The sequence below is a fragment of the Nocardia gamkensis NBRC 108242 genome, assembly GCF_001612985.1.
In the GTDB taxonomy this organism is placed as follows: Bacteria; Actinomycetota; Actinomycetes; order Mycobacteriales; family Mycobacteriaceae; genus Nocardia; species Nocardia gamkensis.
The window spans coordinates 37,048-51,759 of sequence record NZ_BDBM01000027.1 but is presented as its reverse complement, the minus strand read 5'-3'; the positions used below and the strand labels follow the sequence as shown (position 1 = coordinate 51,759).

Below are 14,712 nucleotides of genomic sequence, written 5' to 3'. Positions count from 1 at the left end.
CGCACGCCACGGCTCGAAGTATTCCGAACGGAAAGAGCGACCAGCCAGTACCATTCGCGACAGAGATGCACCACTTTGCGCCAGTCGCCCCGGCGCCATGACGGGGGTGGCGTAGATCACTCTGCACGCTCGGTCGCCGGACGGATGCGATATCGTCTCAGTGCAGGCAGTCCATGTTTCGGGGGTTCCGCGCTGCGGTCGATGCGTGACGGCGATGTCCCGTGCGAACATCGGATCCGGTCCCGCGATGTCCTCAATGTCGAACGGAGTCGAGGCGTTGCCGAGCGACCAAATGATCTTCTTGTTACTGGACCTCGTATTGATCGTGGGCGCGGCACGCCTGCTGGGCTGGCTGGCCGAGAAGGTGGGGCAGCCCGCGGTGATCGGCGAGATCGTGGCGGGCATACTCGCGGGGCCGACGGTGCTCGGGGCACACTTGTCCGAGACGGTCTTTCCGCACGACACTCGTTCGTATCTCACGGCATTCGCGAACGTCGGCGTGATGATCTTCATGTTCTCGGCGGGTCTCGAGATGGATCTGCGATCGGTCGCCGGACGGCGGCGGTCGGTCGCGGGGATCGCGCTCTCGGCCTACCTCGTGCCCTTCGCGCTCGGTTCCGTCGTCGCGCTGTGGGCGCTGGCCCGGCACGACGGCGGCAACCGGCTGAACTTCGCGCTGTTCATCGGTTGCGCGTTGGCCGTCACGGCCTTTCCGGTGCTGGCCCGGATCCTGCACGACCGCAAGCTGCTCGGCACCCGGCTGGGCCAGTCGGCCATGACCTGCGCCGCGTTGGACGACGTCCTCGCCTGGTGTGTCCTGGCGGTGGTCATCGGCATCGCCCGGCCCGGTCTCGATCACCACTGGCGGCTGCTGCTGTTCGTCCCGCTAGTCGTGGTGTTGTGGTGGGCGGTGCGTCCGGCGCTCGACCGGCTCGCGGGCGCCGGTTCCGAGAAGAACACGAGCAACATGGTCTTCCTCGGCGTCGCAGGCGCACTGTTGCTGGGCGCCACCACCGAATGGCTCGGACTGCATCTGATCTTCGGCGCGTTCCTGTTCGGGGTCGTGTTCCCCCGGCGGCTGCGCGCGGCCGTCGACAGCGGCGCCCAACTGCTGAGCAGCATCTTCCTGCCCGCCTTCTTCGTGGTGGCCGGCTTGCAGGTCGATCTCGGTGCCATCGATCGCGCCGGCATCGCCGAATTCGCCGCGATCATGTTCGCCGCCCTCGTGGGCAAACTCGGCGGCACCTATCTGGCCGCCCGGCTCGGCCGCAGCGACAGGGCGGAAGCAGCGGCCCTCGCGGCGCTGATGAACACCCGAGGCCTGACGGAACTGGTGATCCTCAACATCGGCCTGACGATCGGCGTCATCGACGAGCGGCTGTACTCGTTGCTGGTCATGATGGCATTGATCACCACCGCGATGACAGCGCCGTTGCTGAAGCTCTGCGGTATCACCGCCCCTCGCGGTGACCGGCCGCCGGAGGCGACGAAAGAACAGCGGCGCAGCGATTCCGCCGTCGAGGCCGAGGCCACGGCCCAATGAGGCAACGCGGAGAAACCACGGGCCGCACTCACACGGATCCGCCGGCGAGGCCACGTGGCGGCGAGGAATGCACTGTCCCAGCGGCTTTCGTGGATGTCGACGAAACATTGGTCCGTCGCGTCACTTTCCTGTCCTTGTTCGTGTTCGACGCGCGGCGCCGTGGGCGCGGCGCGCAGGCCGATGGCGTCATCGAGGAGTTCCGGGCGCTGCGGGCGGCGGGGATGAGCCGTGCCGAATCCCATCGGTGGTTCTACCGGCAATGGGCCGGCCGCGACCTCGCCGACGTCCGACGCGTCGGCGACGACTGGTTCGCGAACTGCGTCGCGGACCCGGCGTTCTTCAATCTCGCGGTCCGGCGCAGGCTGGACGAACTGTCTCGCACCGGGACTCGCATCATCCTGGTATCGGGCTCGTTCACCCCGGCGCTGCGCCCGATCGCCGAAGCCGTCGGCGCCACCTCGGTGCTGTGCACGACGATGGAGACGACGGCCGGTAAGTACACCGGCGAGGTCCTGGCGACGATGGTCGGTGCCGACAAGTCCGCGGCACTGCTGCGCTACGCCGAGCGGGCGGCCATCGACCTGTCGTCCTGCACGGCGTTCGGCGATCACCACTCCGACACCGCGATGTTCGAGCTGGTCGGTCATCCGGTCGTCGTCGGCGACTCCGATCCGCGACTGCACGGCTATCGCGCGGAGCGGCTGCCCGGTTAGGTCCCCGGCACCCGCCGGTTTCCGATCGTGAACGTGCGCCGGTACTGCGCCGGACTGACCCCGAGGTGACGCTTGAACACCGCGCGGGTGTTGGCCGGATTTCCGAGGCCGACGCGATAGCCGATCTGGTCGACGGGGAGTTCGGTCGTCTCGAGCAGTTCCCGCGCCTGGTTCAGGCGCGCGCTGGTGATCCAGACGTGCGTGGAGGTACCGGTCTCCTCCCGGAATCGCCGGATGAAGCTGCGGCGTGAGAGATTCGATCGCTTGGCGAGATCTTCGAGCGAATGCCGGTGGTCGAGGTTGGCGAGAATCCACGCCCGTGTATCGGAGAGCAGGCCGGTGGATGTCTGCTCCAGGAACTGCCGGGTGTACTGGGCTTGACCGCCCTCGCGCACCGGGGGCGCCACCAGGTCGCGGGCGCGTTCGTTGGCGGCCGCGGCGCCGATGTCCTTGCGCACCACGTGCAGGCAGAGGTCGATCCCGCTGGTCACGCCCGCGGAGGTCAGCACGTCACCGTCGTCCACGAACAGGCGATCGGCATGAACCTCGACGTTCGGATACCGGCTCTGCAACAGCGGTGCGGCCCGCCAATGCGTCGTAGCGGGACGGCCGTCCAGCAGTCCCGCGGCGGCCAGAGCGAAAGCACCGGTACAGATCGACAGCATTCGCGCGCCTCGTGCGTGGGCGTCGCGCAGCGCTCGCAGCACCGGTTCCGGCGGCGGCTCCCCGTACGACGCGTAACCGGGCACCACCACCGTGCCCGCGTGCCGCAGAGCCTCCAGCCCCGCCGTCGCCACGCAGGACAACCCCGGCACCGAGGTCGTCGCCATCGGCGAGACCGCGCACACCTCGAGCCGGTAGTTGGGGTCGGAGCCGAACACGTCGATCGGAATCGCGGCATCCAGAACAACCACTTCGTCGGGTATGACGACGGTGATCCGACGCGCTCCCCCATCCGCTTCCATGGCCCGATCGTAGCGGTGATCGGCACTCGGGCTACTACCCCAGCCTTCCGGCGCGCACATAGCCTCGCTTGAGCGTCCGAGCCGACAAGCCGAAAGAAGGGGTTTGATGTCCGATATCACGGACTTCTCCACCACCAACGGAGGGTTCCGGAGTGTGGTCGTGACTGCTATCGAGATGTCGACCGCTGTCGGCGCCGACACCGATGCGACTTGGAAAGGACTGCTCGCCGGGGAAACCGGGATCGCGAAGGTGCAAGACCCCGACTTCGAGCGCTTCCAGGTTCCCGTCGACATCGGCGGCCAGTTCAAACTGGATCCGACCGACGAACTCAGCCGCGTCCAGAAGCGCCGCATGTCCTACGTCCAGCAGATCGCCTACGTCATGGGCAATCGGATCTGGGACACCGCGGGCAGGCCGGAAGTCGATCTGGATCGTCTCGGCGTCTGCATCGGCACCGGTCTCGGCGGCGCCGACACGATCATCGAGTCCAACGACCTGATGCGCGAGGCGGGCTACCGCAAGGTGTCTCCCTTCGCGGTGCCCATGGCCATGCCGAACGGCGCCGCCGCGGTGGTCGGGTTGGAACTCGGTGCGCGAGCCAGCGTGATCACGCCCGTTTCGGCCTGCGCATCGGGATGCGAGGCGCTGGTGCACGCGTGGCGTTCGATCATCCTCGGCGAGGCCGACATCGTCGTCGCGGGCGGCGTGGAGGGCCGCATCAATCCGCTGGCAGTGGCCGGATTCTCGATGATGCGGGCGTTGAGCACACGGATCGATGAACCCGAAGCCGCGTCGCGCCCGTTCGACCGGGATCGCGACGGTTTCGTGTTCGGCGAAGCCGCCGCGCTGTTCGTGCTGGAGTCGGAGGACCACGCGCGGGCGCGCGGGGCGAAGCCCCTGGCTCGCCTGATGGGCGCGGGCCTGACCGCCGACGGCTACCACATGGTGTTGCCCCATCCGGACGGCGCGGGGAACATTCGAGCGATGCGCCGCGCGATCGAAACGGCCGGCGTGAGCGCCACCGATATCGACCACGTCAACGCGCACGCCACGGCCACTCCGTTCGGGGACCTGGCGGAAGCGAGGGGGATCCGAGCGGCGGTAGGCGACCACGCCTCGGTCTACGCGCCGAAATCCGCGTTGGGACACTCGGTAGGCGCGGTAGGCGCGGTGGAAGCCGCCCTGACCGTGCTCAGCGTCCGGGACGGGGTGGTGCCGCCCACGCTGAACCTCGACAATCAGGACCCCGAGATCGATCTCGACATCGTGCACGGCAGCGCGCGCACCCAGAACATCGAATACGCGCTGAACAACTCCTACGGTTTCGGCGGCCACAACGCGGCCGTCGTCTTCGGCCGCTGCTGACCGCAGCCATGCGTGGCCCGCTACCCGTGCGGGTCACGCATGGCGAGCGCGACTACCGGCATCCTCTTCGCCGGGCCGACCGGTCCCGGCACCGCGGCGAGCGCGTTTCCCGCGGGCGATCTCCGTCGCGAGCGCGTCCAGCGGTTGAGCGAACTGGTGCAGCGGGTCGGCCAGTCCGGTGAGCCAAGCCCTGGCGGCATCGATACCCTCCGAATCGAGGGCGTAGAGCCGTCGCGTGCCTTCGGCGCGGACCCGCACCAGCCCGGCGTCGCGAAGCACCTTGAGGTGCTGGGAGACGCCGGGCTGAGAGATCGGCGTGTGCTGCCGGACAGCGCCGACGAGCGCGCCCGCGGGCTGTTCGTCGGCCGCCACCGTTTCGAGGATGAACCGGCGGACCGGGTCGCCGAGCGCTTCGAAGATCTTCGCCGGAGAACGGTCCATCAGGCCTCGGAGCCGTGTGCGGGGTCGATGGTGTAGAAGTCGACGGTCCGCAGCGCCGCCGCGTTCGCCGCGGCCGGGTCGTCACCGTCGCCGACCGCCGCCTCCGCCCAGCCGAGCGCCGCCGTCCGCACGAACGTCACGCCCTCGGGCGTCGTCGGGAAGGCCATGCCCTCGGCGGCGTCGACCGGATCTCCGCTCGCCAAGTGCAGCCCGAGGCCCATCAGGGCGAGATCCCAGCCGACGCCCACCGCCCCCGGTCCGAATTGCGTCCAGAACTCCGGATCGACCGGCGCCTCGTGAGCCAACTCCAGTTCGGTGCCGTCCCCGGCGGGGGTGAGACGAACCGTCAGCCAGGAGATCCGCGGTCCCATCTCCCAGGTCACGGCGAACCGTTCCGGCGCATCGCACTCTTCGACGACACCGTTGGCGTTGCCCTCCAGCTGGTAGCGCCCGCCGACGCGCAGGTCACCACTGACGGGCAGGAACCAGCGCGGAATCCGCTCGATATCGGTGAGCGCGTCCCACAGATCCGCCTGATCCGTCGGGTAGCGGCGGCGGGCGACGGCGATCCTCGTCGGCGCGCCGTCGCGGGATCCGGTGCGGACCTCGCGGGTGACGAGCCCGGCGATGGCCGCGGGATCGGTCAACAGTGGCATGACAACCTCCTTGAATAAGTTTTGACTTATATTAGCGGCCGTAGGGGCGACCGCAACCCCACTCCGGCGTTTCCACCCACTTCCCGCCCGGACGGGACGCGGCCGGTCGCCGTCCGCTCAGCCGTTCGGGGACAATCCCGCGATGGCACGCAGTGCGGAGATCATCCCCGTGACGGGGATGCCGGGATCGATCGAGCGGAACAAACCCAGCCCTACGCCGAGCGCCAGCACCGCGACAGCGGCTTCGGCCCTCGGCATCGGGGTGTCGAGATCCTCCGTCGCCCGCAAGGCGGCGCCGACCATGCCCGCGATGTCGGCGAGCCTGCTCGCCAATTCGGCGCGAAGGTGCTCGTCGCGTCGTGCGTGAACGCTGAACTCGAGTTCGAGTTGCGTCCAGTCGGGATCGCCGACCACCCGCTCGGCCCACTCCGTCATCCGCTTCAGGCGCGCGGCAGCCGTGGGCGCGGCGATGATCTCGGCGACCTCCGCCGCCCGCTCGGCGTGGATTTCATCGAGCACGGCCAGACACAAGTCGTCTTTGGTGCGGAAGTTCGAATACACCGCCCCTTTGGTGAAACCGGCGGCTTTCGCGACCTTGTCCAGAGTTGTCGCCTGATAGCCGTCCTCCAGGAAAAGCCGTTTGGCGGTCGTGATCAATACAGTGCGCGTCCGCGCTTGGCTCTGCGCTCGAGTCGGCCGCGAACGCCCTTCGCCCCGAAGCCGCCGACACTCATCGCTATTCCCGGACAATCTCTACCCCTTACAGATACTCTCAGTATCCGATTCTAGATGCCATGGGTATCCCAAATCGCAGGAAGGATCGCATCGTGAGGAGCCGAATACTCAGATTGGCCACAGCCTTGACGGGAACCCTCATCGTCGTCGGAGCCGGGGCGGTCGCCGCCCCCCACGCATGGACGGAACCGGCCGCGGAAGCCGTGGCCGGCGACGAGTTCTACATTCCACCCGCGTCGACGGAGGGCGCGCCGGGCTCCATCATCCGCACCGAATCGTCGCGACTGGCGCTTTCGGTCCCCGGACAGCCGGGACAGGTTCCCGCCACGTCCACGCGCATCATGTACACCAGCAGCGATACCCACGGCGAGCGGGCAGCCGTGGTGGGGACGTACCTCGAACCCGCCCAGCCGTGGACGGGCCCGGGTGAGCGCCCGCTGATCGCCTACGCGGTCGGCACGAAGGGGCAAGGCGATCAGTGCGCGCCTTCGAAACTGCTGGCGCAATTCATCCAATACCAGCCTCCGTTCGACGTAATCGTCGAATACGACGTGCTGGCGTTGTACACGCTGCTGGCCCGCGGCATGGCGGTCATGGTGACCGATTACCACGGCCTGGGTACGCCGGCGGTGCACGACTATCTGAACCGGAAATCTCAGGCCTACGCGCTGCTCGACTCGGCGCGAGCGGCGCTGCAATTGCCGGGCACCAGCCTGCATCCCGGCTCGCCCGTCATTCTGTACGGATACTCCCAGGGCGGCATGGCCTCCGCCGGCGCGGCCGAACTGCAGCCGAGCTACGCCCCCGAGCTGAACGTGCGGGGCGCCTACGCCGGCGGCCCGGTCGTGGACGACGAATATTTCATCGGCTTCAACGACGGGCGTCCCGCGCTCGGACCCGCCTTCGCGTGGATTCTCAACGGCATCGCCGCCAACTATCCCGAAACCCGCCCGGTGCTCGACGCCGAACTCAACGACACCGGCAAGGCGATCCTGCGCGAGTCGCTGGAAAAGTGCGCCGTACCCCTGGGACTGGCCCAGCAGTTCCCGAACACCTCGCAGTGGACCACCAGCGGGCAACCGCTCACCGCGGTGATCGATCAGTCCCCGACCCTGAAGGCGGCGTTCAACGATCAGCGCGTCGGGACGGCCACTCCGGGAGTGCCCGTGCTCATCGCCTCCAGCCCGATCGACGAGGGCGCGCCGTATGTGCCCGTCCGTGAACTGGCGGCCGGGTGGTGCGGCGGCGGCGCTCCTGTCCAGCTGAACGCGAACGGCGAGCTGCCCAGCGTCATCAGTGGATTGCGGGCCACCCACGTGCTGGCGTTCTTCCCGTCCCTGGTGGCGTCTCAGCAGTGGATGACCGAGCGGCTCGCGGACCAGCCCGCTCCGACCAACTGTGGGGCGCTGCCCTGATTTGCGAAGCGTGACCCGCTCGGATACCGTCGGTATCTCGATCGGGGACTCGGCACGGCGCCTCGCGCAGCGATTCGGCTCGTAGTGCCATGATCTCCATGCACGGTGGTCGGCCGCGGTTCGGTCCCACGACCGAACCGCGGCCGACCTGCCTGCCGGCACAGCACAGATCCCCCGTGCGGCGGGCGAGTTCCACCCCCACGATCGTCCCGTGGCTCCCGGACCCAGGGTCGGCGAGTCTACTTGCACCGAATTTGCTGTCTCACCGTTCGTCAGCTAGGTCGATTTCGGTACAGAAAGGTTCGAATGTCGGAGTTGGCTCCTCCCCGCCTGCTCGAGCCGCTCAGGTGCGCGCAGCGGTGATACTCGCAGATCCGGCACGGATCGTTTCGTACCCGACGCGGCGGCGCCTGCCTCGAAAGCGCGGGCCGATCCGGTCAGCGGTACGCCATCGCCGGGCGGACGTCGCCAGCTCAGACAACGGTTTCGACGGTTCGACCCTACACAGCGAACTTCTAGCTATTCTTGATAGGCGTGCACGTTGTAGGTGTTGTCCGCAGTCGGAACTGTCGGTTGAGTGTCGTCCTGACGGATCGGCGAGATGACTATGACGATCTTCGAGCACACGCGAGCCCGCGACCCCAAGCGCTACCTCTGGATTCTGGGCTTGATCGCCCCGGGTTGCGCGCTACTGCCCTCACAGCTGGTGTTGTACACCGGGCTGGAGCTCTTCTGGTGGATCGGCCCGATCATCATCCTCGGGGTGATCCCGCTGCTGGATTTCGCCATCGGCGACGATGGAAGCAATCCCCGCGACGAGGACTACGAGGCGCTGTCCAACGATCGCTATTACCGCTGGTGCACTTTCCTCTTCCTGCCGATGCAGTTCATCGGGCTGCTGATCGCCAGCTACCTGTGGGCAAGCCATGAGCTGAGCCTGGTCGACAAACTCGGCTTGGCCGTCACGCTCGGCTTCGTCTCCGGGATCGGCATCAACGCCGCGCACGAACTCGGCCACCGCGCCGAACGTCTCGAACGCTGGCTGGCCAAGATCGCGCTCGCCCAGTCCGGTTACGGGCACTTCTTCGTCGAGCACAACCGCGGTCACCACGTTCGCGTCGCCACCCCCGAGGACCCGGCCAGCGCCCGTTACGGCGAATCGCTGTGGCAGTTCCTCCCCCGCACCATGACGGGCGGGTTCCGCTCCGCCCTCACGTTGGAGCGTCAGCGTCTTGCCCGCAACGGCAAACGTTGGCTGAGCCCCAGCAACCATCTCCTGCAAGCCTGGGCGATGAGCGCGGCGTTGTTCACCACCTTGATCGTGGTGTTCGGTCCCGCCGTCATCCCCTACCTCGCCCTCCAAGCGCTCATCGGCGCGGGCCTGCTGGAGACCGTCAACTACGTCGAACACTACGGATTGCTGCGCGCCCGCCGCCCGGACGGCCGTTATGCCCGCTGCTCGCCCCGCGACAGCTGGAACAGCGACCACCTGGTCACCAACATCTTCCTGTTCCACCTCCAGCGCCACAGCGATCACCACGCCAATCCGGGCCGCCGCTATCAGACCCTGCGCAGCTGCGACGTCGCGCCCCAGCTCCCCGCCGGTTACGCCACCATGGTCCTGCTGGCCATCATCCCGCCGCTGTGGCGCGCGGTCATGGATCCGCGGGTCCTGGCCCACTACAACGGCGACATGACGCTCATCAACACCAAGCCCCGGAGACGCAGGCTCACCCTGCCGATCCGCAATCCGCGCCCGCGCGAGAACGTACGGCTGGCCGCGCAGCGCCGCTCCCCGAGCATGAGCCCGTCGACCGGCGCGACGGAGGTCCGGTTCTGATCAGGAGCGGATCGCTGACGCGTCGGTCGGCGACTAGCGGGGCCGCAGCGCTCGGTGCGCGGTTTGCACTCGGCGTGCAGGCAGATGCGGTGGCCATGCGCCACCGCCGGCGACGGACTCAGCGCAGCAGCGGGGACCGGTAGCGAGCGTCGGGTTTGAGGCAGGTGAACTGCATGACGTCGATATGCCCACGACGGAAGTACTCGGCCGAGCCGGTGAGATACCGGATGTAGGCGTTGTAGGTGTCGCGCCCGGCGAGCTCGATCGCCCGGTCTCGGTGTTCGTGCAGGGCGTCGGCCCAGCAGTCCAATGTGGTGGTGTAATGCGGTCCCAGCGACTGGATGTCGGCGACGGTGAATCCGGCTTCCTGCGCGTATTCGGTGATCCCTTTGGGGTAGTGGCCGAACGACAGCGGGAGCTGGCCACCGGGGAAGATGGTCTCGCGCAGGAAACGCAAGAAGGCGAAGTCGTCGCCGGTGATCCTGGTGCCGTGCGCCCGCAGATGATCGCGGCTGTGGCTGACCACCGTCTGCAACAGCAGCACTCCGTCCGAGGGCATGATCCGGTAGGCGAACTCGAAGAACTCCCCATAGCGGTCCACCGGCAGGTGTTCCATCGCCCCGACGCACACGATCCGGTCGGCACGCCGGTCGAAATCCTCCCAGCCCTGCACTCGCACCCCGCCGTAGGGGCGGCCACGGATCAGCCGATCGACGAGCATGTCCCGCACGTACCGGTACTGGTTGCGGCTGCGGGTCAACCCGATCGTGTTCACCCCGTAGGTGTCCATGGCGCGCAGCATGGTCGATCCCCAGCCGCAACCGACGTCCAGCAGGGTCATCCCCGGTTGGAGATCGCATTTGGCCAAGGCGAGATCAATCTTCGCCGTCTGGGCTTTTTCCAGGGTGTCGTCGGGGTGGGTCCACAGCGCGCAACTGTAGGTACGGGTCGGGTCGAGGAAGAGTCCGAAGAACTCGTCCGGCAGTTCCTCCCGCGACAGGACCTCGCGGTACAGGGGGGCGTACACACTCATGACGGCGGATCTTTCTCGCGAACCAGCACTGCTGTTCAGCGGAAGCCTCCGGGGCCGTGACGGCTTCCGGCCGGATACGACCACGAGGTCCGAAGACGCACCGACTACGCGCTGCCGCCGCGGCCGCCACGCCGTCGCTCACGTAGCCGACCCCGGCCGACACCTTCACGTTACCTCGCTCACTCTGCGCAGACCTCGCGAACCGGCCATCCAGCAAACATGAGGACAGCGGCAGATCGATTCCCCGCCGCGCGGACGCCGAGCCTTACCCTGTGCGGCCGAGCAGCCGCACTATCCAGACCTGCGCGAGTATGCGCGACCGGGCACACCCACGCCTGACCGACGACCGCTCAGGTCGGGTAGCGCACTACTCGGGTCACGATGCCCACAGATAGCTAGATTTGGCCGTACAACACGAAGTCCGCAGCGCCTGTCACCCGGCCTCGGACGGGTAGGTCAGCACTCGGCGCGGAGTTCGGCACGCCACCGCGACAACGTCGTCACGGCGTGCGCGCGCGACCACCCGGCAGGCGTTCGGCACGAAATCGACCGCGGACAGAGGTAGCCGAAAAAGTCGGCACATCCTGATGGACGTCGGTGCCGGGCTGGTTTACCGCCAGCCTCCTGGGGACACGCCCAGTCGCCGTGCCAATTCGGCGACCCACGGCGCGCCTCGCTCGGCCGCGGCGACGCCGAAGACGTAGCTAGCGGTCGGGGCGCAGCACGCGGTTCCGTAACCCAGGATCGCGAACCCCACGCCTAATGCCCCGTCCAGGCGCCGATGGCGGCCGTTGTAGTGGCGGACATCCGGCTGCCGGGCCGGGGTTCCTTCGACGCCGCGCAGTCCACGCCGGGGTATACGCCGCGGCGGAAACGCGGCCGCGGTTTCGGAGGGGCCGAGGCCGACCCCCCACGACATCGAAATCGAAGGCGCTCATCGCGACACTCCTCCGGCCAATAATCTGATGTAATCATCAGATATGTGGATTCACTCTGTCAAGCAGAAATGATGAACCATCAGAATTGGTGGGTAACGAGCCGGGCTGCGCCATGCGGGGTCCGAACCTCTTCGGCGCGGCGTGGAACACGGCAGGCCCGGAGAAGGGGCTGCTTCATCAACCGTGTAGACGTGCATCAGCACCTGATACCGCGGGGCTACGCCGAGGCACTGCGCGCCGCTCCGGGCGGGCGCTGCCCGAGTGAGCCCCGAGGCGGCGCGCGCTGATGGCACAGACCGGGATCACTTCGGCGGTGGCCATCCCACCGCGTTGTCGGCTAGCGCGGTGGCGCTGCCCGCGTTCGCCGAACGCGGGCTCCACGGCAGCGACCGGCCCTGGTAGCCACAGCGGTCAGCTGCTCAGGCGCTCGAATTCCGTCGCGCAATGCGCGGAGAACACCGTCACCGCGTCGCCGTGGTCGCTGACGAGTTCCCGGAGCCGCTGCTGGTTCTCGATGCGGGCCCGCCGCCCAGTGTCCACATACCACTGGAAAACCCGCGTTCCCAAGGGCATCGACGGTTTCGCACGCATTTGGCCGTGGTAGGTGTAGGCGTCGCCGGCGTGCAACAGCCAGCCGTCCCCGGTGTCGACGGCGACGCCGACGTGACCGCGAGTGTGGCCCGCCAGCGGGACCATGATTACCTCCGGGGGCAGGCCCCGCAATTCGCGGACCGCCTGGAAATCGAACCAGCGCTCCGCGCGGGTGTCGGACTCCCCGTAGACCGACCACTCGGGTCCATGCTCGAACTGCACCGGTCGATACCGGAACTTCTCGCGACGACCGAAGGGCCCTTCGACGGCGTCCAGCTCCGCTCGGTGCACGTGCACGGTGGCCCGGGGGAAGTCGGCCCTCCGAAAGGACGGGTCCCCCCGGCATCCAGATGATGGACACGCACCAGTCCGCTCCTATCCGTGCCGTCCGGCTACCCTACCCGTCTACGCTTCCGGCCGCGACTCACTCCTACCACGTTCACCACTCGAACACTAAGGGCGCGAACGTATTCCCCGGCGTCGCAGCCGGAACGCGAAGACTCCCCCGGCCTTCTGATTCAGGCGATCTTCAATGTGCCACCATCGATGACGTAGTCCGCCCCGACGATATTGGCGGCTTTGGGTGACGCGAGGAAGGCGACGAGGGCGGCGACCTCCTCCGGTTCGCTGATCCGGCCGGAGGCGATGCCGAACTGCTCCGGCACGGCCGCGAGCAGTTCCTCCTGCGAAAGCCCCTGAGCGGCGGCGAACTTGGCACCCACGCCGTGCGGTCCGCGCCACATCGGCGTGCCGACCACGCCGGGTGAGACGGTGTTGACCCGCACCCCGCGCGGCCCGAACTCCTCGCTGAGCCGCTTGGTCAGCGCGGTCAGCGCGGCCTTGGCCTCGCTGTAACCGACCGGCCCCGCCGCCGGAAGATGTTTGTTGATCGACGAGATGGTGACCACCGCGCCGCGCCGCTCCAGCAGGCTGGGCAGTGCCGCGCGGGTGACCCAGATCGCGCTGAACAGATTCAGGTCGAACAACTCTCGCCATTGCTCGTCCTCGACGTCGAGGAAGCCGCCCAGTTCCAGACGCGCGGCATTCACGGCGCCGACGTTGTTGATCAGGATGTCGATGCCGCCCAGTTCGTCGAGTGCGGCGCCGATCAGCCGGGTCGCTCCCTCCGAGGTGGAGAGGTCGACGGGAACCGCTGCGACGCTCGCCTTTTCGAGCTCGGGCGTAACGGTGCGCGCGGCCCCGACCACCCGGACGCCCTCGGCGGTCAATGCTTCGGCGACGGCCAAGCCGATGCCTCGGCTGGCACCGGTGACGACGGCGGTCTTGCCGGACAGTTCTAGATCCATGATGGAACCTTTCTTTCTTGAACTACAGGTCAAAAATATGGGCAGCAAAGGACCCCACGGCAGGCAGTTCGATTCAGAGGGCGGTCAGAGCGGTGTCGATGATGCGATGCAGAGTGGGCGCATCGTAGGTCTTGGCCATCACCCGTAGGCCGACGACGGTGTTCATCACGAATTCGGCCATCGATCGCGGGTCGATATCGGCGCGCACGTCACCATCGCGTTTCCCCTGATCGATCCGGGCCTCCAACGCCGCGATCATATGATCCTGTGTCGCGCGGACCGCACGGGCGATCTCCGCATCGTGCCCCGCCATTTCCATGGCGGTGTTCACAGCCAGGCAGCCGCGCCGAACGGGCTGCGCGATATCGGCGTCCGCCAGTCCACGCAGGAAGGCGGCCAGGCAATCGCGGGTGGTGCCCGGTCGGGTCAGGATATCCGCGGCCAACTCGACACCCAGCCGGTCGTAACGGTCGAGAGCCAAGTCGAACAACGCACGCTTGCTGCCGAAAGTGTTGTACAGACTGCCTTTTCCGATGCCGGTGGCGTCGGCCAGCTGCGCGGGCGAGGTGTTGGCGTACCCGTGGGTCCAGAACGTCTCCATGGCCCGGTCCACCACCGTGTCCGGATCGAAGTTGCGCGGCCTGCCCATGACCTGAACCGTAATCGTTTTAGACCGGCAGGTCAAGAAGGCCCTCGACCGCCAGCCGTAGCTCCGACGCCCCGGCAGGCCACGGTGCCGGAATCTCGTTGAGCGCAACCCGTGCTCGTCGCTCGTGCGTCTCGCTAACGTTCTCCGGTCGGACGCTGTTGTGGAGGAGTGCGCGGTAAGACCACCGAGTCGACCATCGACGTCGATACCTCGCCGCACCCGCTGGACGACCCGGTGCGGGCGTCGTTGCGCGGCGAGCACCGCCGGTTCGCCGGCTGGGTGGGACGGATCGGCCGCTATGACCTGGAGGTCGCCCGGTTCGTCGACCACCCGCAGGTGCTGGACGAACAGGACTGGACCGACCTGGCCACCCTGCTCGGACCGGGCGGCAGCACCGCGTTGCGCGGCCACGGCCACCTGCCCCGGACGGCTGGACGGTGCTCGACGACACGGTCGCGCAGGCACCGCCTGCCATGATGCGCGGCTGATGCTACGTCGCAGGTCGCCGGGCCCATGATTG

General features: G+C 67.6%; 14 protein-coding genes. 6 read left to right on the top strand and 8 right to left on the bottom strand.

The window, feature by feature from the left end; translation table 11 throughout:
* The first annotated feature begins 292 nt into the window (after positions 1–292).
* Both NG1_RS21200 and NG1_RS21195 read left to right on the top strand, forming a co-directional pair.
* Positions 293–1,543: a cation:proton antiporter gene (locus NG1_RS21200; protein WP_063910396.1), complete on the top strand. Its 1,251-nt coding sequence runs from the start codon at positions 293–295 to the stop codon at positions 1,541–1,543.
* An 89-nt stretch (positions 1,544–1,632) separates the two neighbouring features.
* Entirely contained in the window at positions 1,633–2,256 is a 624-nt protein-coding gene (locus NG1_RS21195) for an HAD family hydrolase (RefSeq protein ID WP_062973385.1), read from the top strand.
* On the opposite strand, the gene NG1_RS21190 is transcribed toward NG1_RS21195, so the two are convergent.
* The gene (locus NG1_RS21190) at positions 2,253–3,221 is read right to left on the bottom strand and encodes a GlxA family transcriptional regulator (RefSeq protein WP_062973383.1); all 969 of its coding nucleotides are present in this window, start codon (positions 3,219–3,221) and stop codon (positions 2,253–2,255) included. The two genes, NG1_RS21195 and NG1_RS21190, sit on opposite strands and share 4 nt — an antisense overlap.
* A 106-nt stretch (positions 3,222–3,327) precedes the next feature.
* On the opposite strand from NG1_RS21190, the gene NG1_RS21185 reads away from it, so the two are divergent.
* Positions 3,328–4,587: a KasA/KasB family beta-ketoacyl-ACP synthase gene (locus tag NG1_RS21185; RefSeq protein WP_062973381.1), complete on the top strand. Its 1,260-nt coding sequence runs from the start codon at positions 3,328–3,330 to the stop codon at positions 4,585–4,587.
* A 33-nt stretch (positions 4,588–4,620) separates the two neighbouring features.
* Here NG1_RS21185 and NG1_RS21180 read toward each other — a convergent pair whose 3' ends face one another.
* From NG1_RS21180 to NG1_RS21170, 3 genes are all read right to left on the bottom strand, one after another.
* Complete coding sequence (locus tag NG1_RS21180) at positions 4,621–5,028, bottom strand: ArsR/SmtB family transcription factor (RefSeq protein WP_062973379.1); 408 nt, start codon at positions 5,026–5,028, stop codon at positions 4,621–4,623.
* Entirely contained in the window at positions 5,028–5,684 is a 657-nt protein-coding gene (locus NG1_RS21175) for an SRPBCC family protein (protein ID WP_062973377.1), read from the bottom strand. The genes NG1_RS21180 and NG1_RS21175 overlap by 1 nt, the downstream gene beginning before the upstream one ends.
* A gap of 117 nt (positions 5,685–5,801) precedes the next feature.
* Positions 5,802–6,341, bottom strand: a complete 540-nt coding sequence (locus tag NG1_RS21170; RefSeq protein WP_245659979.1) for a TetR/AcrR family transcriptional regulator — start codon at positions 6,339–6,341, stop codon at positions 5,802–5,804.
* Between the two features lie 191 nt (positions 6,342–6,532).
* Between NG1_RS21170 and NG1_RS21165 the strand changes: the two genes are divergently transcribed.
* Positions 6,533–7,834 carry a lipase family protein gene (locus NG1_RS21165; protein WP_168434156.1) on the top strand — a complete coding sequence of 434 codons (1,302 nt, stop codon included), beginning with the start codon at positions 6,533–6,535 and terminating at the stop codon, positions 7,832–7,834.
* Between the two features lie 601 nt (positions 7,835–8,435).
* A complete protein-coding gene (locus NG1_RS21160) occupies positions 8,436–9,674 on the top strand; it encodes an alkane 1-monooxygenase (RefSeq protein WP_157114159.1) in 1,239 nt (412 codons plus the stop codon).
* A 118-nt stretch (positions 9,675–9,792) separates the two neighbouring features.
* On the opposite strand, the gene NG1_RS21155 is transcribed toward NG1_RS21160, so the two are convergent.
* The 4 genes from NG1_RS21155 to NG1_RS21140 form a co-directional block, all read right to left on the bottom strand.
* A complete protein-coding gene (locus NG1_RS21155; protein ID WP_062973371.1) occupies positions 9,793–10,707 on the bottom strand; it encodes a class I SAM-dependent methyltransferase in 915 nt (304 codons plus the stop codon).
* 1,349 nt (positions 10,708–12,056) lie between these two features.
* On the bottom strand, positions 12,057–12,458 hold the full coding sequence (locus NG1_RS21150; protein ID WP_157114158.1) for an MBL fold metallo-hydrolase: 402 nt from the start codon (positions 12,456–12,458) through the stop codon (positions 12,057–12,059).
* Positions 12,459–12,754: 296 nt separating this feature from the next.
* On the bottom strand, positions 12,755–13,543 hold the full coding sequence (locus tag NG1_RS21145; protein ID WP_062973368.1) for an oxidoreductase: 789 nt from the start codon (positions 13,541–13,543) through the stop codon (positions 12,755–12,757).
* A gap of 73 nt (positions 13,544–13,616) precedes the next feature.
* Entirely contained in the window at positions 13,617–14,192 is a 576-nt protein-coding gene (locus tag NG1_RS21140; protein ID WP_062973366.1) for a TetR/AcrR family transcriptional regulator, read from the bottom strand.
* Positions 14,193–14,360: 168 nt separating this feature from the next.
* Between NG1_RS21140 and NG1_RS21135 the strand changes: the two genes are divergently transcribed.
* The gene (locus NG1_RS21135; protein WP_062973364.1) at positions 14,361–14,669 is read left to right on the top strand and encodes a hypothetical protein; all 309 of its coding nucleotides are present in this window, start codon (positions 14,361–14,363) and stop codon (positions 14,667–14,669) included.
* Positions 14,670–14,712: the final 43 nt, after the last annotated feature.